The sequence below is a fragment of the Saccharothrix algeriensis genome (genome assembly GCF_016907655.1).
In the GTDB taxonomy this organism is placed as follows: Bacteria; Actinomycetota; Actinomycetes; order Mycobacteriales; family Pseudonocardiaceae; genus Actinosynnema; species Actinosynnema algeriense.
Window position 1 is genome coordinate 2,294,264 of sequence record NZ_JAFBCL010000001.1, and the last position, 20,181, is coordinate 2,314,444.

The window sequence follows — 20,181 nt, forward strand, 5'->3', positions numbered from 1 at the left end:
GGGGAGGGCGGCGCGGCGTCAGGAGATCCAGGGCGCCGGGGCGTGCCCGCGGTCGAGCACGTCGCTGAACCGGCCGCGCAGGAAGCCCAGCGGCTCGCCGTCGCGCTCGCAGGCGTCGCGCACGTGGCCGATCACCACGACGTGGTCGCCGGCGGTGAAGTGGCGCTCGACGTCGCACTCCAGGTGGGCGAAGGCGTCCGGGATCACCGGGACGCGGTGCCGGCCGTGGGTGACGTCGAGGCCGGCGAAGTGGTCCTCGCCGCGGCGGGCGAAGCGCAGCGCCAGGTGTTCCTGGCGGCTGGACAGGATGCTGACGGCGAACCGGCCGGCCGAGACGACGGCGTCGGTGCTGCGCGCGCCGGTGGTCAGGCACACCAGCAGCAGCGGCGGTTCGAGGGAGACGGAGGTGAGGGAGTTGACGGTCATGCCGTGCGGCGCGCCGTCGGCCCCGCGGGTGGTGACGACGGCGACGCCGGTCGCGAAGCGGCCCATCGCGCGGCGCATGGTGAGCGGGTCGACGGGGGTGGTTGCCGGGATCATCGGGTGCTCCAGGGTGCTCAGGTCCGGTAGCGGACCTCGAATGTCAGGACCCCCTCGTCGGTGCGCCACGGCCCGTGCGCCATGCCCGGCGGGCGGCAGGCGTACATGCCCTTGGTGAAGGTCCGCCCGAGGGTCAGGTCGGTGAACGAGCCCTCCAGGATGTAGACCTCCTCCCAGAAGTCGTGGCGCTGCACGCCCATCGGGGTCGAGTCCGCGCCGGGGGCGTAGCGCAGGATCCGGGTGGCGACGCCGGTCGCGTCGTCGCGGGAGAGGACCCGCTCGGTGATGGCGGGGTCGTCGCCGGGGCAGACGGTGAAGTCGACGTCGGTGACGGGGAAGAACTCGTGCTCGGGTTTGCTCATGGTGTCTCCGTGCCGTGGGAGGCGCCGTAGGAGGCGAGGAAGGAGTCGACCTCCGCGAGCGCGGTGTCGAAGTCGTAGTTGCGGAACGCGTGGCCCTTGGCCACGAAGGGCGCTCCGGCGTAGAACATCTCGTACTGGTGGTGCCGACCGGCGAACTCGCTGCCGATCGCGTCCCACACCAGCTTGAACAGCTTCACCCGGTCCTCGGCCGGCACACCCGGGCTGTGCACGTAGCGGTCGACATCGGGCCGTGTCTGCTCGCTGGTCATGTCGGCGACGCTGGACGGGACCTGCAGGACGCCGCCGCCCACGAGGTCGCGCAGGATCGCCAGCACCCTCGGGTACAGCTCCGCCTGCAACCCCATCACCCCGTACAGCGCCTGGGGGTCCGGCCGCCACAGCCCCTGGTCGTCCGGTCGGGCGGCGTACTCGGCGGCCAGCACCGCCGACTCCACCAGTGACGCCAGCGAGGCCGACTCGCCCAGCTTCTCCACGACGCCGGGGAACTTGTCGACGCCGTTGACCGCCGCGACCTTGCGCGCCAACCCCATCAGGAACCGCAGCTTCACCGAGAACCGGATCTGCGCCTGCCAGTTGCCCAGCACATGCGCACCCGTGTCGAAGAACTGCCTGCGCAAACCCCCCACATCACGGAAGACGAACACCCGCTCCCACGGCACGAACACATCATCGAAAACCACCAACGCATCCGTCTCGTCGAACCGCGACGACAACGGATAGTCATACCCACTCGTCGCCGCCGGCGCGTACGGCCGACGACACAACAACTTCACCCCCTCCGCACCCACCGGCACCGCGAAACTCACCGCGAAGTCGGCGTCCTCGGCGGTCAGCGGCTTGATGCAGGACACCAGGATCTCGTCGGCCACCGCCCCGCCCGTGGCCAGCATCTGCGCACCCCGGACCACGATGCCGTCCGGCCGCTCCGCCACCACTCCGACCTGCACGAACTCCCCCTCCCACGCGCTCGCCGTCGACGCCCGGGACACCTGCGGCGGGATGATCGCGTAGGAGACGTAGAGGCTGTGCTCGGCGATGCGGCGCTGGAACGCGGTGACGTTGGGCGCGAGGTCGTCGGCGAACGCTTCCGGGTGCGCGGCGAACGCGGCGGCGAACGCACCCACGTGATCAGGACTGCGCCCGACCCAACCGTGCGTGTGCTCCGCCCACACCGTCGCCGCAACCCGGAACGCCGCCAAGTCCTCCCGACTGCGCGGCGTGGTGAACAGGCGGTTCACCCCGTCCACCGCGAACCGGTCGTCGGCGGCGGCGAGGTCGAACAGCTCGCCGATGGTCCGCGCGATCGGCGCGAACGCCGGGTGGTGCGCGACGTCCTCCACCACCGCGCCGTCCACGTACACCCGCCGGCCGTCCTTCAACGAGGCCAGGTACTCCGCTCCGGTGCGCATCACGTGCCCCTCGTCTCGGACAGGTGCAGCGCGGCCAGCGTGCTCGCCAGGTGGGCGGCGACCGCGCGGCCCGCCTCCTCCGGGTCGCCGGAGCGCAGGGCGGCCACTATCGCGGCGTGCTCGTCGAGCACCCGGCGGGACCGGTCGGCGCTGGTGGACACCGCGCGCAGGCCCATCCGGACCTGGCGCTCGCGCAGCGTCTCGTAGAAGTCGGCCAGCACCGGGTTGCCCGCGCGCCGGACGATCGTGCGGTGGAAGACCCGGTCCCGCTCGATGAAGCCGAGCGGGTCGGCGATCGCGGCCTCCTGGTCGGCCACGAGCCGGTCGAGCTCGGCGGTGAACGACTCGTCGGCGGGCACCGCGCGGCGCACGCACCAGTCCTCCACCAGCGCCCGCGCCTCCATCACCGCCCGCACCTCGCCGTCGGAGATCGGCGGCACGAACGCGCCCTTCTTGGGCATGATCCGCAGGAAGCCCTCGGCCTCCAGGCGCAGCAGCGCCTCGCGCACCGGCGTCCGCGACGTGCCCGCCGCCTGCGCGACGCCGGACTCGGTGAGGAAGGTGCCGTCGTCCGGCGGCAACGTGGCGATGTGCTGCTTGAGCCAGCGGTAGGTCGTGTCCTGAGCCGACGCCCCCGGCAGTGGTGAACTGCTCATGGCCCAGATGTATACAAGCCGTGGACAAGGAGCACAAGAGGTCGTGACCGCATTGCCGCCGACCCCGCGCGCAGGGCGGCGACCAGCGGCGGGAGGTCCCCGGGACCCCCGCCGGGCCCCGCGCCCGGGCGGCCGGCGACGCCCGGCGCGCGCTCACCCCCGCCGGGCGACCCGATCCGGACAATGACCGACAACGGACGGAACACCCCTCGCGAATCCGATCCGGACAATTCCGTGCGACCGTTCGGCGGTATATCCGAAAGCCATAAACCACCTCGTATGACCAGCCCGGCGGCTGGTCCTGGGATATTGCCCCGAACAGTCCAGCACAACGCCTCTGGCAACGGTTAATACTCGATGGGTTACGCCATGCGCGTTACACAGGGACGTGTTTTATCGAGGTCGCCACTTCTGACTCCGGACATTCTCGTCCGAGTCCTCGGTATTCCCTGCGTGCCTGAGGAGCTGGCATGAAACGCAGTATCGGCGTCTACCTGGCCGCGTGCCTGGCCGCGCTGTCGGTCCAGACCGCGGCGAGCGTCGCGCAAGCGGCGCCGGCCACGCCGGCCGGCAGTCCGATCACCCTGGCCACCGCCGCGGCCGACCGGGCCGCCGCGTCCGGTCTGGACGCCCTGGCCAAGGGCCCCGACGAGCAGTTCCACCGCAAGGCGGTCTACACCGGAGGCGTGCCCGGCCGCAAGGACCTGTTCTACGTCTCCTACGACCGCACCTACAAGGGCCTGCCGGTCATCGGCGGCGACGCGGTGGTCGCCACCGACGCGGCGGGCAAGGTCCTGGAGACCGTCGCCGCCAACGAGGGCGGCCTGGCCGTCGACACCAGGGCGCGGATCGGTGTCGACCGGGCCAAGCAGATCGCCCGCGCCCAGTTGCCCACCGTGGACGGCGTCGAGGGCGGCGCCCTGTCCGTGCTGGCCGACGGGCACGGCAAGCTCGTGTACGAGGTGCTCGTCACCGGCAAGCGCGACGGCGAGCCGAGCCGCCTGCACGTCTACGTCAACGCCCAGAACGGCGTGGTCGAAGACCTGGTGGACGACGTGAAGGCGGGCACGGGCAACAGCGAGTGGAACGGCCCCAACCCGCTGAACATCGACACCAGCAACAACAGCACGGTCGACGACACCCGGCCCGGCCTGCGGTGCGTCGACTACTCGACCAACCAGCCGTTCAGCAAGCCGTCCAACTCCTTCGGCACCGGCAAGGCGACCAGCAAGGAGACCGGCTGCGCCGACGTCCTGTGGTCGACCCAGAAGCAGTGGGACATGCTGAAGAACTGGCTGGGCCGCAACGGCATCGACGGCAACGGCCGCGGCGTCACGGTGAAGGTCGGCCTGGACCGCGTCAACGCGTACTGGACCGGCCAGCACATCGAGATCGGCCGCAACAACGCCAACCAGTGGATCGCGTCCATGGACGTGGTCGGCCACGAGCACGGGCACGCCATCGACCAGTACACGCCCGGCGGCGCCGGTCGCGAGGCCGGCCTCGGCGAGGCCACCGGCGACATCATGGGCGCGCTGACCGAGGCGTACGCCGCCGAGCCCGCGCCGTTCGACACCCCGGACTACCTGGTCGGCGAGTCGGTCAACCTGGTGGGCCAGGGCCCGATCCGCAACATGTACAACCCGAAGGCCGTCGGCAACCACCCGAACTGCTGGTCCAGCGCCATCCCGGGCACCGAGGTGCACGCGGCGGCCGGTCCGCTGAACCACTGGTTCTACCTGCTCGCCGAGGGCTCCAACCCGGGCGGCGGCAAGCCAGCCAGCCCGACCTGCGACGGCTCGTCCGTGACCGGCATCGGCATCCAGGCGGCGGGTCGCGTGTTCTACAACGCGATGCTGCTCAAGACGTCGAACATGACGCACTTCAAGTACCGCGTCGCGACGCTGACCGCGGCCAAGGCGCTCGACCCGACCTGCGCGCAGTACAACACCGTCAAGGCGGCGTGGCAGGCCATCAGCGTCCCGGCCCAGGCCGGCGAGCCGACCTGCACGGCCGTCCCGGTCGACGACTTCAGCCTGCAGCTGAACCCGGCCTCGGGCAGCGTCCAGCCGGGCGGCACGGTCACCTCGACCCTCGGCACCACCACCGTGTCCGGCAGCCCGCACGCGGTGGCGCTCAGCGCGTCCGGCCAGCCGGCCGGCGTGAGCGTCAAGTTCAGCCCGGAGTCGGTCACCTCGGGCCAGTCGGCCACGATCACCGTGCAGGCCACGGCCGGCGTGGCGCCGGGCACCTACCCGATCACCATCCAGGGCAAGGGCTCCACCACGCACACCGTCACCTACAACCTGACGGTCGGCAGCGCGCCTCCGGTGAACGACTTCGCCCTCGCGCTGGACCCGAGCAGCGGCGACACCAACCCGGGCGGCGCGGTGACGACGACCGTCGGCACCAAGGTCACCTCCGGTGAGTCGCAGAAGGTCGTGCTGTCGGCGACCGGCCTGCCCGCGGGCACGACGGCCACCTTCACCCCGGCCAGCATCGCGTCCGGCGAGTCGGCCAGGCTCAGCCTGGCCACGTCCGGGTCGACGCCCGCCGGCACCCACACCGTGACCGTCACGGGCGCCGGCGCCGACGCGTCGCACTCGGCGACGTACACGCTGCGGGTCGGCGGCGAGCCGCCGGCGAACGACTTCTCGCTGGCGCTGAACCCGACCAGCGGCAGCGTCGAGGCGGGCGCCGCGGCCACGACCACGGTCGAGACCAGGACCACCGCCGGTTCGCCGCACAAGGTGTACTTCACGGCGACGGGCCTGCCCGAGGGCGCGACGGCGACGTTCACGCCGCTGTCGGTGGAGTCCGGTGAGTCCTCGCGGCTGACGATCGCCACCTCGGCGACCACGCCCGAGGGCACCTACACCATCACGGTGACGGGCACCGGCACGGACACCAGCCACACCGCCACCTACACCCTGACGGTCACCAGCGGCTCCCCGGGCGGCTGCGGCGACCTGCCGGCGTGGGAGGCGGCGAGGGCTTACGTGCCCAACGACGAGGTCTCGCACAACGGCCACAAGTGGAAGTCCACCTGGTACTCCACGGGGGCCGAGCCGGGCCACCCGAACTCGTGGGCCGTGTGGCAGGACCTGGGCGCCTGCTGACCGCTTGACGGACCGCACCGCCTGACGGGGGCGGCTGCCCGCTCACCCGAGCGGGCAGCCGCCCCCGCGCCGCGTCGGCGGTCAGCCGGCCACCTCGTAGGTGAACGACGCGCCGTCGCCGAGCACCACCCGGGAGCCGGGCGCGAGGGGGGTCGGGACGAGGCCGGCGAGCGCCTGCGGCGACCAGCCGGGCGCGATCACCGCGGTGCCGTTCCTGGAGCCGAGGTCGACGACGAGGGCGTCCCAGCCGTCGAGGCGGACCTCGACGTGGTTGCGGGAGATGTCGTTGCCGCGGTTGGCGAAGCGGACGGCGCGCGGCCGGGCCGGGCCGCGGTCGGCCACCTGCGGGTCGCGGCCGAGGACGACGCCGCGGTCCAGCAGGACCGCCTCGCCCGTGGACAGCCGCAGGACGCCCAGCGGCGGTCGCGGGACGACGAGCGCGTCCTGCGCCGCGAGCCGCCGACCGCACACCCGGCAGGCGACGGCGCGCTCGGGGTTGAGGTGCCGCGCGGGGCAGGCGACCGCTCGCACCCGCGGCACGCCGCCCGGGTCCCCGTGCCGGGCGTCGCCGGGCGAGGGGCCGCCGGGCGAGGGGCCGCCGGGCGAGGGGCCGCGGCGCGGCCAGGTCCCCGGTGAAGGCGGGTCCGGGGTGGGCGCGGACCCCGGCGCCGCGGCGCCGACCGGCGGCAGCGACGCGACCGCGGTCGGCAGCTCCGCCACCGCGCTGCGCACCACCCCCTCCGCGAGCACCTGCGTCGGGGCCTCCGCGGACCTGTCCGGGAACTGCGCGGGCGCTTGCACCGGGGCCTGCGCGGGCGCGCCTGGGACCTGAGCAGGCACCTGCGTCAGGGCCTGCGCGGGCGCGCCCAAGGACTGCACAGGCGCGCTCTGGACCTGCGCGGACATGCCCTGGGGGTGCACTGGCACGCCCAGGGACTGCGCGGACACGCCCAGGGCTTGCGCAGGCGCGCCCAAGGGCTGCGCGGGCACGCCCGGGACCTGCGCAGGCATCTGCGCCGGGGCCTCCGCGGACGCGCCCGGGACCTCCGCGGGTAGGTCCGGGGGCTGCGCGGGCGCGCCCAGGACCAGGTCGGCGGCCCGCGCCACCAGCCGGGACGCCGGCACCACACCGCGCTCCACCGGCAGTTCGACCGGCGGCTCGACGCCGTCGCCGGCCGCCAGCCGGATCTCCAGCACCTCGTGCGGCAGGCCGGTGTCCACCCACGGCCCCGCGCCGTCGTCGTGCAGCTCCAGCGCCACCCCGTCGGGCCCGACCACGCCCACCACGGCGTCACCCCGCACGACGACCCGCCGCTCGTCGTCGGCCCACCGCACGAGCGCGAAGCCGCCCACCCCCCGCGGCCCGTCGTGCGCCAGCGCGCCCAGCACGTCGTCCAGACCGGACCCGGCGCGCGCCAGCTCCCAGCACCGGCGGACCACCGCGGAGCCCGGCGCGACGCCGATCAGCAGCCACGTCCCGTCCGCCACCACGGCGATCGCGGAGCCCGGCACGTAGCCGGTCACGGCGCGCTCCCGGGCGGGGCCCCTCCGTCCTCGGGAGTGTCGTCGGGGACGTGGTCCACGACCACGACCGTGACGTTGTCCCGCCCGCCGGCCGCCACCGCCTGCCGCACCAGCTCCTCGGCGGCGGCGCCCGGGTCGGGCGTGGCGCGCAGCACGGCGGCGATCCGGTCGTCGTCCAGCTCGCCGTTCAGCCCGTCGGAGCACAGCAGGAACCGCTCGCCGGCGACCGCCGGGATCACCAGGTGGTCGGGGTCGACCCCGTGGTGGACGCCCAGCGCCCGGGTGATCACGTTGCGGAACGGCGAGGTCCGCGCCTGCTCGGGGGTGAGCCGCCCGGCCGCCACCAGCTCGGCCGCCTCCGAGTGGTCCGCCGTCAGCAGCTCCAGCACGCCGCCGGCGTACCGGTACACGCGCGAGTCGCCGAGGTTGAACACCACCCAGTGCGGTGACCCGGCCTGCGCCACCAGCGCCAGCCCGGTGACCGTCGAGCCCATCCCGGTCCGCTCCGGGTCCGCCTGCCCGGCCGCCCGGATGGCGGTGTTCGCCGCGGCCAGCGCGTCCCGGATGTCGTCCGGTCGCAGGTCGTCCCGCCCGTCCAGCGCCCGCAGGTGCTCGACGGCCATCGCGGAGGCCACCTCGCCGGCGGCGTGCCCGCCCATCCCGTCGGCCACGGCGAACACCGCCGAACCGACCAGCAGGCTGTCCTCATTGGACTCGCGCACCAACCCGATGTCGGACGCGGCACCAGTCCGCACGCCCATGCATGGCCTCCTACCAGGGCAGTCGCACCGAAGACGACCGCCTCACTCGCGTCTCACATCGCCGGCCGCTGCGAGATCGTTGCACGCACAGGGTGGAGCACCGGCCGCGGACGCGCGCACCCGGTGCCGGAACACCCCGGCCCGGACCACCCCCGCACCCTGACGAAAGTCAGGGCGGCGCCGTGCCCTTCGGGTCGTGCTCCGCGCCGCCGCGCTTCCTAGCGTCACCGGCGTTGATCCGGAACGACGGGGAGCGCGCAGTGGACAGTGGCAGGAGCCGAACGGTCACGGTCGCCGTGCTGGCCGTGCTGGCGGCGGTGTCGGCGGCGGTGTCGGCGCCCGGAACGGCGGTCGGCGCGCCGGGCGGGCCCGACCTCGCGGCGATCGACCGCTTCGTCGCGGACTACGCCGAGGACGCCGCCTACCCCGGCGTCGCGGTCGCGATCACCAGGGGCGACCGGGTGGTGCACGTCACCGGCCACGGCCGGGGGTCGTCGGGCGCGGCCGTGACGGGGTCGACGCCGATGCCCGTGGCGTCGGTCAGCAAGTCGTTCACGGCGCTGGCCGTGCTGCAGCTGGTGGAGCGGGGCAGGCTCGGGCTGGACGACCCGGTGGCCCGCCACCTGCCCGGCTTCCGCCTCGCGGACCCGCGCGGGGCCGCGATCACCGTCCGCCACCTGCTCAGCCAGACCTCCGGCATCACCGACGGGACGCTGCCGGAGAAGAGCCTGCCGCAACCGCGCTCGCCCGCGGACGCCGTCACCCGCGCCAACGCCGCGACCCTCGCCACCGACCCGGGCACGCGGCACACCTACACCAACACCAACTTCCACCTGGCCGGGCGGCTGGTCGAGGCCGTGAGCGGCGAGCGCTACGCCGACTACCTCCGGCGCCACGTGTTCGGGCCCGCCGGCATGACGTCCACCACCGCCATCACCCTCACCCCCCGCGACCTGCCCGCCGGCGTCGAGAAGGGGCACGTTCACGCGTACGGGGCGTCGATCGCGGTGGCGGAGCCGGAGCGCTTCGTGGCGGGCTCCGACGACGTGGTCACCACGGCCGAGGACATGGCGCGGTGGCTGGTCGTGCAGTCCAACGGCGGCCGGACCGCCGAGGGCGTGCGGCTGGTCTCGGCGGAGGGCGTCGAGGCGATGCACACGGCGGCGGACCCGCGCTGGACGTACGGCATGGGCTGGGACACCTACGGCGGGCGCGTGCGGCACGGCGGCATCTGGTTCACCTACGCGGCGGGCCAGGTCCTGCTGCCCTCCGGCTACGGCATCGCCGTGATGGCCAACAGCGGTGTCGCCCTGGGCAACGAGGGGACCGGCGGGTTGGAGGACGGCCTGGCGGTGCTGCTGGAGGGCGGGGTCCCGGAGACCCGCTCGCGGTGGGCCGTCGACCTGGTCCTGGCCGCCCTGACCGCGTCGAGCGCGGTGCTGGGCGTCCGCGCCCTCCGGCGCACCGCCGCGTGGGCGCCGCGCCGCCCGTGGTGGCGGCAGGCGCTGCGGCAGGCGCACCGGCTCGTGCCGATCGCCGCCCTGGTCGCGTTGCCGGACCTCGCGGGGCTGCTGTACCCGGGCGGCCGGGACATCACGCACGCCCAGCTCGCCCACTACTCGCCCGCCCTGGTCGCCTGGCTGGTGGTGGCGAGCGCCGTGAACGCCGCCGTGCTGGTCACCCGGGCCGTGGCGCTGGTGCGGCTGCGCCGAGTGGCCGCGGGGTAGCGTCGGTGGCCGTGAGGATCCCGCGGACCCGGTGGGCGCACGTGCCGCCGTGGGCGGTGGCCGTGCTGGTGGCGCTGCTGACCGCCATCGCCCTGTCCGCGGACGGGCCGACCGGGTGGGCCTTCGCGGGGGCCGTCCTCGCGCCGGCGGTCGCGGCGGCGCTGCTCGGCCCGCGCCCGGCGGTGGCGCTGGGCGTGTGCGCGGCCACCGCCTCGGCGCTGGCGGCGGCGGTGGACGACGCGGTGCCGCCGTGGAGCGTGGCCCTGGCCGCCGCCCTGGGCGTGCTCGCGTTCCTGGCCGGTCGCCGGTCGCCCCGCCCGGGACCGGCCCTCGCGGCGTTCGGGGTCGGCCTCCTCCCGCCGGTCCTCGTCGGCGCGGGCGCGTGGGCCGCGGGGCTGTTCCTGCTGTCCGCCGCCGTGGCGCTGCCCTGGCTGATCGGCCGCTCGGCCCGGCAGCAGGCCGACCTGGCGGCGGCGGCAGCGGCGCACGTCCACCTCCGGGAGCGCGCGCGGATCGCGCACGACGTGCACGACACCCTCGGGCACGAGCTGAGCCTGCTGGCGCTGCGGGCCGGGGCGCTGGAACTGGCGCCCGACCTGGCCGAGGGCCACCGGGCGGCCGTGGCGGACCTGCGCGCCGCCGCCGCCACCGCCACCGAGCGGCTGGCCGAGCTGGTGGCCCTGCTGCGCGCCGGCGAGCCGCCGCCGGTGGACCCGGCCCCCGAGGACGTGGAGACCCTGGTGGCCCGGGCGGTGGCGGCGGGCGTGCCGGCCACCGTGGACTGGGCGGGCCCGCGGTCGCTGCCCCACCTCGCCGACCGCACCGCGCGGCACGTGGTGCGGGAGGCGCTGACCAACGCCGCGAAGCACGCACCCGGCTCCCCGGTCCGCGTCCGGGTGGTGAACACCGGCTCGGCGACGACGGTGTCGGTGACCAACGCCGTGCCGGCGGCGGCGCGGCGGGGACCGGGCGGGCGCGCGGGCCTGACCGCGCTGCGGGAGCGCGTCCGGCTGGTCGGCGGCACGTTCGAGGCGGGCCGGGGCGACGGCGGCTTCCGGGTGGTCGCCACCCTGCCGCACGAGGGGGGACCGTGATCCGGGTGCTGCTGGCCGACGACGAGGCCATGATCCGGGCCGGCGTGCGGGCCATCCTGGCCGCCGACCCGGCCGTGGCGGTGGTCGCCGAGGCCGCCGACGGCCGGGAGGCGGTGGAGCTGGCCCTGGCGCACCGGCCGGACGTGGCGCTGCTGGACGTCCGGATGCCCGTGCTGGACGGCCTGACCGCGGCGGCCGAGATCGCCCGCGCCGCGCCGGCGGTCGCGGTGGCCATCCTGACCACCTTCGGCGACGACGAGTACCTGGCGCGGGCGCTGGACGGCGGCGCGCAGGGCTTCCTGCTCAAGTCCGGCGACCCGCGCGAGCTGCTGGCGGGCGTGCACGCGGTGGCGGGCGGCGGCGCCTACCTGGCCCCGGCGGTGGCGGCACGGGTGATCGCCGGCCTGCGCACCACCCGCCTGACCCGCGCGGCGACCGCCCGGACCAGGACCGACGCGCTGACCCGGCGCGAGCGGGAGGTCCTGGCGCTGCTGGCGGCGGGCCTGTCCAACGCCGCGATCGCCGCCCGCCTGGACCTGGTGGAGGGCACGGTGAAGGGCCACGTGAGCACCATCCTGACCCGCCTGGGCCTGGCCAACCGCGTCCAGGCCGCGATCCTGGCCCACGAAGCGGGGCTCACCGCCGACTGAGCGGCCGGGCCCGGTCGCGCCCGCGCCGGGGCGGGGTGGCGGCCTACCCGGCCTCCCCCTCGGCCTCCCGGGCCTTGCGCCGCTGCTCCTCGGCACGCGCGCGGCACCGGCGGAGGAACTCCGCGTCCGACTCGGAGTCGGACGCGGCGAACCGGCCGGGGCGGTCGTACTCGGGGAAGGCGGGCGCGCCGCGCTCGTAGGCCCGCGGCGCGCGGACCACCCCCGCCGGCCGGCCCGCGACCAGCCAGGCGATCGACCCCACCAGCGGGAAGAACAGCACGATCAGCAACCAGCCGAACTTCGGCAGGTTGCGGGCGTCGCCGTCGTCGGTCGTGATGACGTCGACCAGGCAGAACAGCCACAGGCCCAGCGTGAGCACGCCGAAGAGGCCCCCGAAGTAGAACATCGCCAACAACCCCCAAAGTCGTTGACGCAGAGTAGCGCAGAGCGCACAACCGGCATACGCGGAATACGGGTGAGGGACCGCTATTCGTGGTGAGGTCGACAGATCCCGCTCACGAGTCCTCGTCGGCGCGACTACCCGGCGTGGTCACGGGTGGAACCGGACCGAGGCGACCGCGGACCTCACAGCAGGACGTTGAGCAGCACGGTGAGCAGGATCGACGCCACGATCGAGATGACCAGCATCGTCAGGCAGCCCGCCCGCCCACCCAGGAACTCGACCCGGGTGTTGCCGAAGCGCATGACCAGCCTCCCCGTCCGCCCAGGTCCCGCCCTGCGCCGTAGACGACACGGGTACCGCCGGGGCGCCCGCTCATGTGCGCACCGCCGCGGATCACCCGTTCGGTGCAAGCGATCCGGCGCGGGGGCAGGGCGCCCGACCGTCAGCCGGACCCGTCCCGGAAGTGGCGGACCTCCTCGTCGGTCTGCCGCGTGGCGGTCTCCACGAACCGCAGCAGGGCCGCCAACTCGCCGTCGTCGAGGCTTGCCAGGGCCTGGCGGTGGCGGTCGTTCAGGCTGTCGTAGAGGCGGCCGACGCGCTCCACCGCGCTGTCGACCGGCTCGATGAGCACCTTGCGCCGGTCGTGCTCGTCGGGCACCCGGCGCGCGTACCCGGCGCGCACGAGGCGTTCGATCATCCGCGACGCCGAACCGCTGGTCAGGTTGACGCGGCGGGCCAGCTCGCCCGGGGTGGCCGGGCCGTGGTTGGCCAGCACGTACAGCGCCTGGAGGTCGGTCCAGGTCATGCCCAGCCGCTCGGCGATCAGCCCGTTGAGCTGGACGACCGGGATCTGCCACCGGGCGATGGCCCGCAGGACCTCCGACCGCCGGCCCTCCGGCGACCGGTCCGCCACGACTTCCTCCACCGGCTCAGCGTACTGCACCGCACAGCCACTGCATAGGACAGCATCTGCTTCACACAGTATCTGCGTGACGCAGCTATATTGGGGCGACTCCCGGCTCCCGAAAGGCACACCATGTCGGACGCACCCGTCGTCAGCTGCCCGTTCTCCGCGTGGACCCGCCGGCTCGACGACCCGGAGCCGCCCCGGACCGGACCGCGGGAAGCCCCCGTGGTCCGGGCCACGGCCCCGGCGGGCGGACCGGTCTGGATCGTCACCGACGCCGACCTCGCCCGCGAGGTCCTGGCCGACCCCCGGTTCGCCAAGGACCCCGCGCTGGCGCCCGCGCACTGGGACCCCCGCACGGCCGGCCTGGAACCCACCGCCGCCGAGCAGCTCTCGGTGACCACGCTCGACGGCGCGGCGCACGTCCGGCTGCGGCGGGCGTTCGCGCCGCTGTTCGGGCCGGCGCGGCTGCGGGCGGCCTACCCCCGGGTGCTCGCCACCGCGCGGCGGCTGCTCGCGCGCCTCGGCCCCGACGAGGTCGACCTCGTCCAGGACTTCACCACCCGCTACCCCCTGGCCGTCCTGTGCGACCTCCTCGGGGTCGGGCCCGAGCACGTCGACGCGGCGATCGACGCCTGCCGCCTATTGCACGCCGACTACCCGGCCCACGTCGGCGAGGCCATGGCCGGCTTCGCGGACCTGGCGACCGCCGCGCTCGCCGGCGGCGGAGCGGTCGCCGGACTGGCCGCGCGGATGCCCCCGGGCAGCACGCCGCGGGACCTCCACTACCAGGTCTTCACGCTCCTGTTCGCCGGGCAGCTCACGACCGACCTCACCGCCGGGTTCCTCGTGGCGCGCCTGCTCGGCGACCCGACCGCCCCCGGCGACGACGACGACCTCGTCCGGGACACCCTCCGCGAGCACCCGCCGGCGCCCTTCACCCTGTGGCGCTTCACCTCGACCGGGGTCGACCTCGCCGGGACGCGCCTGCCCGCCCGCTCGCCCGTCCTCGTCGACATCCGGACCGCCGGCCGGGGTCTCGGGCGCGACGCCGCCGACCTCGTCTTCGGCGCGGGCCCGCACCACTGCCCCGGCGCCCGGTTGGCCCACCTCGAACTGCGCGCGCTCGCCGGGGCGATCCGGGCCCACCACCCCCGCGCCCGGCTGGCCGTGCCGTACCGGGACCTGCGCCACAGCTCGCCGGGCGGCATCGCGGGCAGCCGCCTGCGCGAACTCCCCGTTCGGCTGCGGTGAGCGCTCCCCCGCCCGCCGGCGGTGTGACGCCGGCGGGCTGGGGAACCCCAGTCGGGCCCGACCGACGGAGGGGTCGCCATGAACACCGCCGCGCAGACGTCGCCGGTCCGCCACGGGACCGGCGCGCCGACCCGGTTCGTCACCGGTTTGGTCAGGGTGGGCGCCGCGCTCCGCGGCAAGCGCCTGTTCCACCCGCACGGCGTGGTGTTCGACGCCGTGTTCACCGTGTCGCGGGCGCAGCGCTTCGGCGTGCCGCTGCTCGACCGGCCCGCGGAGCACCGGGCGCTGGTGCGCCTGTCCAAGGCCGTCTCCACCCCGCGCGCCCTGCCGGACGTGCTCGGCCTGGCCGTCCGCGTGGTCGACGCCGACGGCGAGGGCTCCCCGCTGGACCTGGCGCTGGCCACGACCGGCAGCCGCCCCGTGCTCCGCCACCTGCTGACGCCCCGCCGCGACTTCGCCACCACCTTCACGTCGCTGCTGCCCTACCGGGTCGGCGGGCGGACCCGGCTCCTGGCCGCGATCCCCGCCGACCCGGACCGCCGCCTCCCCGTCGACCTGGCCGCGCTGGCGCGCACGACCCGACCGATCACCTACCGCGTCGCGGTGGCCGGGCCGGTCGGCCGCTGGCAACCGGTCGCCACCCTCACCCTGCTCGGGCCGTGCCGGGGCGGCGAGGACCCCGCCTTCGACGTCGTGGCCCACGCGCTGGACCGGCTCCACCCGCACGGCCGGCTCAACCGGCTCCGCGGCCCGACCTACCGCGCCTCCCAGCGCGCCCGGGGCGCGGCCGGGCACCGCTGAGCGGCCCGCCGCTCAGGCGGGTGACGGGCGGGCGGCCCACGCCGTGCGGCTGCCGCGGACGGCCAGGTCGCCGCGGCGCGACAGGGACTCCGGGGTGTCGTCGGCCAGCAGGCGGTCGAGGGCGTCGCGGTCGTCCGCCGCCAGCCGGTCGCCGTGGGCGGAGCGCAGGGCGCCCAGCAGGGTGCGCGCGTAGCGCGCGGCGGCGCGCGGCGCCGGGTCCACCTCGACGGGGAAGCCGCGCTGCCCGACGACCTCGAACCCCGCCCGCTCCAGGTGGGGGCGCCAGTCCGGGTGCGCGTTCCACCCCGCCCGCGCGGCCACCTCGTGGCAGCGCGCCTCCAAACCGGGCCGGCCGACGCCGACGTCGTCGGGGAGGAAGCGCGGCAGCCCGTCCATCTCGACGACCACGACCAGGCCGTCCGGCCCCAGCGCCGCGCGGAGGTCGCCGAGCAGCCGGTCGGGGTGCTCGACGTGGTGCAGCGACGAGGACGCCCACACCAGGTCCACCGGGCCGATCGGGGGCCAGGCGGCGTCCAGGTCCGCCGCCACGACCCGCAGCCGGTCGGTCAGGCCCTGCCGGAGCGCCGCGGCCCTGAGCCGGTCGAGCACCACCGGCGACCGGTCGATCGCGACGAGCCGCGCGTGCTCGAAGCGCCGGGCCAGGGCCACCGTGCCGACCCCGGTGCCCGCGCCTGCGTCGGCGATGGTCCGCGGGTCGCCGGGCACGTGCCCGGCGACCCACCCGGTCAGCTCGTCCAGGTACGGGCCGAACACCTCGGCGTCCAGGTCGAGCACGTCGGCCATCCCCGACTCGTCGTGGTGGTGGTGGTGTGCGTGGTGTTGGTGCATGACTCCAAGCTAGGCGCTTCCTGCGTGACTGGCATACACTCTTGCGCGTGGAGCAAGAATGGGAAGCCGTGATCCGCCGGCGCATCCGCGGCCTGCGGTTGGCCCGCGGGTGGACGCTGGACGCGCTGGCCACCCGCAGCCACCTCAGCCCGTCCACCCTGAGCCGCATCGAGACCGGGCACCGCAGGATCGCCCTCGACCAGCTCGTGCCCATCGCGCGGGCCCTCGGCACCACCCTCGACCGGCTGGTCGAGTCCCACGACGACGAGGACGTGGTGATCCGCCCGGAGCCCTGCCACACGCCGGGGCTGACGAGCTGGCTGCTGTCCGGGGAGCGCTCCGCGCACGGCGTGGCGGTGGCGAAGATGCGCATCACCCCCGACCGGCCGACCGGCTCGGACCACCTCAAGGTGCACCCCGGCCGCGAGTGGTTCACCGTCCTGTCCGGCACCGCCCGCCTGCACCTGGGCGAGCGGGTCGTCCTGGTCCAGGAGGGCAACGCGGCCGAGTTCTCCACCATGACCCCGCACGCCGTCGGCGCGCACGGCGGCCCGGTGGAGATCCTGACCATCCTCGACCACGAGGGCGAGCGCACCCACCTGCACGGGGCGTGACGCGCCCGCGGTCCGTCCGGCGTGGACGGTCCGGTGTGGACGGTCCGCCCGTCAGCGGACGACGTCGTAGACCAGCTTCACGATCCCGTTGGAGTAGGTCTCGCTCTCGACGAGCCTCAGGTTCTGCTTGTCCTTGTCGGTGTCGCTGAACAGCCGCTTGCCCGCGCCGAGCAGCACCGGGAAGACCAGCAGGTGGTAGCGGTCGACCAGGCCGGCGTCGGACAGGCCGCGGTTGAGGGTGGCGCTGCCGTGGACGATGATCGGCCCGCCCTCGCCCCCCTTGAGCGCCGCGACCTCGTCCAGGGAGCGCAGGACGGTGGTCTCACCCCAGTTCCCGACCAGGTCCTCCTCCCGCAGCGTCGTGGACACCACGTACTTCGGCATCGCGTTGTAGCGGGGGAACTCCTCGGTCATCCCCGGCCACACCGGGGAGAACGCCTGGTAGCTGACCCGGCCCATCAGCACGGCGGCGGCCTCGTCCTGCTCGCGGCCCTTGATCCCGTAGGCGGCCTCGTCGAACTCGAGGTCGTTGAAGGTCCAGCCGGTGTTGCGGTAGCCCGGTTCTCCGCCAGGGGCCTCCACGACGCCGTCGAGCGAGACGAAAGCGGTGGTGATCAGGGTGCGCATCGGGTGCTCCTCGGTCCGTTCTCGGGTGCTGTCACCGGTGCGTCGAACGGGGACCTCCGGTTTCGACACATCGCACCGGGGAGTGTGACCCCACCCCGGTCCTAGACCGCGCACGGCTCACCCCTCGCGCCGCCGCTCCGCCAGCGGGATGACCAACGCGGCCAAGGGCGCCCCCACGGACATGATCAGGGAGGACCTGAGCATCCCGTCGTGCCACGCCCAGCCGTGCAGCGCCGACCGGACCAGCAGGTTGGCCCCGACCGCGAGGACGTAGGCGACCAGCGCGCCGAGCACCCACACCGACCGCCGATTGCGCGCCGCCCAGGACCGCAGCGAATCCTCCGTCTTGTTCCCCATGTCCGCACGGCTACCACCGTGGATCACGCGAAAAACCGACTACTCCTTGCGATCACCCATTCCGAGGATCGTGCCCCCGACCAGGGCGCAGACCACCACCGTCGTCATCGCCGACACGTCGGCGGTGAAACTCCCGCTCCGCACGCTGGGCAGGACGACACCCGATGCGAGCAGGACGAGCAAAGTCACACCCGAAAACACCTTCATCCTGCGACTCATGGCTCCCCTCCCACTCGCGGTTACCCCGCCGCACCCCGGCGGTAACCGCGTTGTCGAACGCGGACGCGTTCGCCGACAGACCCGTAACCCATGCGGAGCAACAACTTCGACGCCGTCCGGGCACTCGGGCTGCACTCCCGGGGCGCCAGGCGCTAGATTGGCGCCCGACACCGATTCACCCCCCGGGCACGACTCGGCCCACCGGTCCCGACACGCAGGACAGGCGTTGAGCGAATACCAGTACTACGAGTTCCTCGCGGAAGACCGACCACTGGACGAACAAGCGCAAGCCGAAGTGCGCGCGCTGTCGACCCGCGCGGAGATCACCGATACGAGTTTCGTCAACGAATACCACTGGGGCGACTTCCGCGGCGACCCCGACGAACTGGTGGAGCGCTATTACGACGCCCACCTCCACCTGACCGACTGGGGCACGCGGCGCGTCCTGCTCCGCCTCCCGCTCACCCTGCTCGACCCGGCCGCGGTCGAGCCGTACCGCGTCGACGACCAGGTCGAGTGGTGGACCACCGACGAGCACCTCGTCCTCGACCTGGCGAACGACGACGCGGAGGCCGAGGACGGCGACTACGACCCGACGGGGGCGCTGTCCGCCATCATCGGCGTCCGGCACGAGCTGGCCACCGGCGACCACCGCGCGCTGTACCTGGCGTGGCTGGCCGCGTACGGCACGTGGGAACGCGACGAGTGCGCCTTCGACCGCGAGGCCGACAACGACGTCGAACCGCCCGTGCCGCCCGGGTTGCGCGCGCTCACCGCACCGCAACGCGCGTTGGCCGGGTTCCTGCGCCTCGACGACGACCTGCTGGCGGTGGCGGCCGAGGCGAGCCCTCCGCGCGACAGGACCGCCGAAGACCCCGAGCGCCTGGCGACCTGGCTGACGGGACTGCCCGCCGCCGAGAAGGACCGGCTGCTCCTGCGCGTCGTCCGCAACGAGGCCGCGGCGGTGCGAACCGAACTGCTGCACCGCTTCCACCGCGAAGCCGCGCCCGCCGGCACCACCGCCCCGCCTGGCCGCACCGTGGCCGACCTCCTGGACGAAACGGCCCGCAGGCGCACCGCGCGGCACGACCGGGAGGCCGCCGAGCTCGCCGAGGAGGAAGCCCGCCGCGAAGCCGCCAGGGCCGCTGCCCACGAGCGACGCCTGGACAGGCTGGCCGAGGACCGGGCGGGCGCCTGGGAGCGCGTCCATGCCCTGATCGCCACCTACAAACCCGCCGACTACGACACCGCCGTCGAACTCCTCGCCGACCTGCGGGCCCTGGCCCGCCGCGACGGCCGCACCGCCGAGTTCACCCGGCGCTGCGCGACCCTGCGGGACGACTACGCACGCCGCCCCAGCCTCGTCGAACGCCTGAACCGCGCCAACCTGTGACCGCGGCGCGCCGGGGACCGGCGCGTCCCGACGGCGACCCCCGCGCACCGCCGGTCAGCGCGGCGCGGGCGGACCGGGCTCGGGTCGCGCGGCCAGCCGGTGCTGCAGCGCCAGGTGGCGGAACTGGTGGGTGCTGCCGAACTGGCGCAGCACCTCCAGCCGGCAGGCGTCGACGAGGAAGACCTCCAGCCGCCACGGCAGCCTGCCGCGCAGCGACAGGCACTCGGCCAGGGACAGCGCCAACAGCGCCACGCCGAGCAGGGCGAGCAGGAAGTCCAGCCGCAGCACGGCGGCGATCAGCACCACCCACCCCGCGCCGGGCAGCAGCACGGTCAGCGCCGACCTCACCAGCGCCCGCCCCGGCCGCACCCGCCGCGCGCCGTCCACCGGCTCCACCGACAACGAGACCAGCGCCTTGCCGAGGGTGCGGCCCAGCCAGGCGTGGGCGACGAAGTCGTACAGCGCCACGGCCGACACCTGCACCGCCGCGGTCGCAATCACCGTCGAGCTGACCGAACCCCACACCTCGGACGCACCGGCGTACGCGCTGTCACCGACATCGCCCCAGCGCAGGGACAACGCGCAGCACACCGTCGTCGGCGAAGGAGGTGGCGGTGAGCGCGGCGCTGTGCTTGAGGTGGCCGACCGCCACCCCCCCACACCGGCGAGGTGACCACCAGCACCAGCAGCCAGTCGACCAGCCGCGCGATCCAGCGGCGACCGAGGTTCCTCGGGGGCGAAGGCGCGGGCTGCACGGTCCCTCCTCGTTCCCGTCGGGGCCAACGTACTGCCGCGGCGGAGCGCGCTCCCCGTGGAACTACGGCTCGACGACCGCTCCCGGACCGGGCGGGGCGGCGGGTGGCCGTGTCGACCCCGGCTCGGCGGACCACCGCC

Annotated in this window: 21 protein-coding genes; 8 read left to right on the top strand and 13 right to left on the bottom strand. The window is 74.8% G+C overall.

Going from position 1 to position 20,181, the window contains the following annotated elements:
• Positions 1-18: 18 nt before the first annotated feature.
• The 4 genes from JOE68_RS10225 to JOE68_RS10240 are packed head-to-tail and all read right to left on the bottom strand — an operon-like array spanning position 19 to position 2,988.
• Entirely contained in the window at positions 19-540 is a 522-nt protein-coding gene (locus tag JOE68_RS10225) for a flavin reductase family protein (RefSeq protein WP_204842073.1), read from the bottom strand.
• A gap of 17 nt (positions 541-557) precedes the next feature.
• Positions 558-902: a cupin domain-containing protein gene (locus JOE68_RS10230; RefSeq protein WP_204842074.1), complete on the bottom strand. Its 345-nt coding sequence runs from the start codon at positions 900-902 to the stop codon at positions 558-560.
• Positions 899-2,332: a 4-hydroxyphenylacetate 3-hydroxylase family protein gene (locus JOE68_RS10235; protein ID WP_204842075.1), complete on the bottom strand. Its 1,434-nt coding sequence runs from the start codon at positions 2,330-2,332 to the stop codon at positions 899-901. Before JOE68_RS10235 ends, JOE68_RS10230 begins: the two co-directional genes overlap by 4 nt.
• A complete protein-coding gene (locus tag JOE68_RS10240) occupies positions 2,332-2,988 on the bottom strand; it encodes a GntR family transcriptional regulator (RefSeq protein ID WP_204842076.1) in 657 nt (218 codons plus the stop codon). The genes JOE68_RS10235 and JOE68_RS10240 overlap by 1 nt, the downstream gene beginning before the upstream one ends.
• A gap of 470 nt (positions 2,989-3,458) precedes the next feature.
• Between JOE68_RS10240 and JOE68_RS10245 the strand changes: the two genes are divergently transcribed.
• Positions 3,459-6,107 carry a M4 family metallopeptidase gene (locus JOE68_RS10245; protein WP_204842077.1) on the top strand — a complete coding sequence of 883 codons (2,649 nt, stop codon included), beginning with the start codon at positions 3,459-3,461 and terminating at the stop codon, positions 6,105-6,107.
• An 81-nt stretch (positions 6,108-6,188) separates the two neighbouring features.
• On the opposite strand, the gene JOE68_RS32200 is transcribed toward JOE68_RS10245, so the two are convergent.
• Together JOE68_RS32200 and JOE68_RS10255 are read right to left on the bottom strand one after the other, a co-directional pair.
• Positions 6,189-7,631 (bottom strand): FHA domain-containing protein, encoded by a 1,443-nt coding sequence (locus JOE68_RS32200; RefSeq protein ID WP_204842078.1) that lies wholly within the window; start codon positions 7,629-7,631, stop codon positions 6,189-6,191.
• On the bottom strand, positions 7,628-8,392 hold the full coding sequence (locus tag JOE68_RS10255; protein ID WP_204842079.1) for a PP2C family protein-serine/threonine phosphatase: 765 nt from the start codon (positions 8,390-8,392) through the stop codon (positions 7,628-7,630). Before JOE68_RS10255 ends, JOE68_RS32200 begins: the two co-directional genes overlap by 4 nt.
• 260 nt (positions 8,393-8,652) lie before the next feature.
• Here JOE68_RS10255 and JOE68_RS10260 point away from each other — a divergent pair, with 260 nt between their 5' ends.
• Genes JOE68_RS10260 through JOE68_RS10270 form a run of 3 tightly spaced genes read left to right on the top strand, consistent with a single transcriptional unit; the run spans position 8,653 to position 11,863 of the window.
• Positions 8,653-10,119 (top strand): serine hydrolase domain-containing protein, encoded by a 1,467-nt coding sequence (locus tag JOE68_RS10260; RefSeq protein WP_307819615.1) that lies wholly within the window; start codon positions 8,653-8,655, stop codon positions 10,117-10,119.
• Between the two features lie 11 nt (positions 10,120-10,130).
• Positions 10,131-11,213, top strand: coding sequence for a sensor histidine kinase (locus JOE68_RS31775; protein WP_307819616.1), 1,083 nt, complete (start codon positions 10,131-10,133; stop codon positions 11,211-11,213).
• Positions 11,210-11,863 (top strand): response regulator, encoded by a 654-nt coding sequence (locus tag JOE68_RS10270; protein WP_204842081.1) that lies wholly within the window; start codon positions 11,210-11,212, stop codon positions 11,861-11,863. Before JOE68_RS31775 ends, JOE68_RS10270 begins: the two co-directional genes overlap by 4 nt.
• A 43-nt stretch (positions 11,864-11,906) precedes the next feature.
• On the opposite strand, the gene JOE68_RS10275 is transcribed toward JOE68_RS10270, so the two are convergent.
• Positions 11,907-12,269 (bottom strand): PLD nuclease N-terminal domain-containing protein, encoded by a 363-nt coding sequence (locus JOE68_RS10275; protein ID WP_204842082.1) that lies wholly within the window; start codon positions 12,267-12,269, stop codon positions 11,907-11,909.
• A 439-nt stretch (positions 12,270-12,708) separates the two neighbouring features.
• Positions 12,709-13,191 (bottom strand): MarR family winged helix-turn-helix transcriptional regulator, encoded by a 483-nt coding sequence (locus JOE68_RS10280; RefSeq protein ID WP_204842083.1) that lies wholly within the window; start codon positions 13,189-13,191, stop codon positions 12,709-12,711.
• Positions 13,192-13,302: 111 nt separating this feature from the next.
• Between JOE68_RS10280 and JOE68_RS10285 the strand changes: the two genes are divergently transcribed.
• The gene (locus JOE68_RS10285) at positions 13,303-14,427 is read left to right on the top strand and encodes a cytochrome P450 family protein (protein WP_204842084.1); all 1,125 of its coding nucleotides are present in this window, start codon (positions 13,303-13,305) and stop codon (positions 14,425-14,427) included.
• A 78-nt stretch (positions 14,428-14,505) separates the two neighbouring features.
• Positions 14,506-15,228, top strand: a complete 723-nt coding sequence (locus JOE68_RS10290) for a catalase family protein (protein ID WP_204842085.1) — start codon at positions 14,506-14,508, stop codon at positions 15,226-15,228.
• 12 nt (positions 15,229-15,240) lie between these two features.
• Here the strand turns inward: JOE68_RS10290 and JOE68_RS10295 are convergent, their stop codons facing one another.
• Positions 15,241-16,077, bottom strand: a complete 837-nt coding sequence (locus JOE68_RS10295; RefSeq protein WP_204842086.1) for a class I SAM-dependent methyltransferase — start codon at positions 16,075-16,077, stop codon at positions 15,241-15,243.
• A gap of 47 nt (positions 16,078-16,124) precedes the next feature.
• Between JOE68_RS10295 and JOE68_RS10300 the strand changes: the two genes are divergently transcribed.
• Positions 16,125-16,691 carry a helix-turn-helix domain-containing protein gene (locus tag JOE68_RS10300; RefSeq protein ID WP_307819617.1) on the top strand — a complete coding sequence of 189 codons (567 nt, stop codon included), beginning with the start codon at positions 16,125-16,127 and terminating at the stop codon, positions 16,689-16,691.
• A gap of 51 nt (positions 16,692-16,742) precedes the next feature.
• On the opposite strand, the gene JOE68_RS10305 is transcribed toward JOE68_RS10300, so the two are convergent.
• The 3 genes from JOE68_RS10305 to JOE68_RS10315 form a co-directional block, all read right to left on the bottom strand.
• Complete coding sequence (locus JOE68_RS10305) at positions 16,743-17,318, bottom strand: dihydrofolate reductase family protein (protein ID WP_204842087.1); 576 nt, start codon at positions 17,316-17,318, stop codon at positions 16,743-16,745.
• Positions 17,319-17,435: 117 nt separating this feature from the next.
• Positions 17,436-17,675: a hypothetical protein gene (locus JOE68_RS10310; RefSeq protein ID WP_204842088.1), complete on the bottom strand. Its 240-nt coding sequence runs from the start codon at positions 17,673-17,675 to the stop codon at positions 17,436-17,438.
• Between the two features lie 39 nt (positions 17,676-17,714).
• Positions 17,715-17,864, bottom strand: a complete 150-nt coding sequence (locus tag JOE68_RS10315; RefSeq protein WP_204842089.1) for a hypothetical protein — start codon at positions 17,862-17,864, stop codon at positions 17,715-17,717.
• A gap of 256 nt (positions 17,865-18,120) precedes the next feature.
• On the opposite strand from JOE68_RS10315, the gene JOE68_RS10320 reads away from it, so the two are divergent.
• On the top strand, positions 18,121-19,287 hold the full coding sequence (locus JOE68_RS10320; RefSeq protein WP_204842090.1) for a hypothetical protein: 1,167 nt from the start codon (positions 18,121-18,123) through the stop codon (positions 19,285-19,287).
• A 54-nt stretch (positions 19,288-19,341) separates the two neighbouring features.
• Here the strand turns inward: JOE68_RS10320 and JOE68_RS10325 are convergent, their stop codons facing one another.
• Positions 19,342-19,788, bottom strand: a complete 447-nt coding sequence (locus JOE68_RS10325) for an RDD family protein (protein WP_204842091.1) — start codon at positions 19,786-19,788, stop codon at positions 19,342-19,344.
• Positions 19,789-20,181 lie beyond the last annotated feature (393 nt).

Bases quoted from the DNA above. Each gene is read 5' to 3' on its own strand.
- JOE68_RS10290 (WP_204842085.1), top strand. From the start codon at position 14,506: ATGAACACCGCCGCGCAGACGTCGCCGGTCCGCCACGGGACCGGCGCG.
- JOE68_RS10285 (WP_204842084.1), top strand. From the start codon at position 13,303: ATGTCGGACGCACCCGTCGTCAGCTGCCCGTTCTCCGCGTGGACCCGC.
- JOE68_RS10275 (WP_204842082.1), bottom strand. From the start codon at position 12,269: ATGTTCTACTTCGGGGGCCTCTTCGGCGTGCTCACGCTGGGCCTGTGG.
- JOE68_RS10230 (WP_204842074.1), bottom strand. From the start codon at position 902: ATGAGCAAACCCGAGCACGAGTTCTTCCCCGTCACCGACGTCGACTTC.
- JOE68_RS10255 (WP_204842079.1), bottom strand. From the start codon at position 8,392: ATGGGCGTGCGGACTGGTGCCGCGTCCGACATCGGGTTGGTGCGCGAG.
- JOE68_RS10295 (WP_204842086.1), bottom strand. From the start codon at position 16,077: ATGCACCAACACCACGCACACCACCACCACCACGACGAGTCGGGGATG.
- JOE68_RS10225 (WP_204842073.1), bottom strand. From the start codon at position 540: ATGATCCCGGCAACCACCCCCGTCGACCCGCTCACCATGCGCCGCGCG.
- JOE68_RS10240 (WP_204842076.1), bottom strand. From the start codon at position 2,988: ATGAGCAGTTCACCACTGCCGGGGGCGTCGGCTCAGGACACGACCTAC.
- JOE68_RS10305 (WP_204842087.1), bottom strand. From the start codon at position 17,318: ATGCGCACCCTGATCACCACCGCTTTCGTCTCGCTCGACGGCGTCGTG.
- JOE68_RS10235 (WP_204842075.1), bottom strand. From the start codon at position 2,332: ATGCGCACCGGAGCGGAGTACCTGGCCTCGTTGAAGGACGGCCGGCGG.
- JOE68_RS10245 (WP_204842077.1), top strand. From the start codon at position 3,459: ATGAAACGCAGTATCGGCGTCTACCTGGCCGCGTGCCTGGCCGCGCTG.
- JOE68_RS10310 (WP_204842088.1), bottom strand. From the start codon at position 17,675: ATGGGGAACAAGACGGAGGATTCGCTGCGGTCCTGGGCGGCGCGCAAT.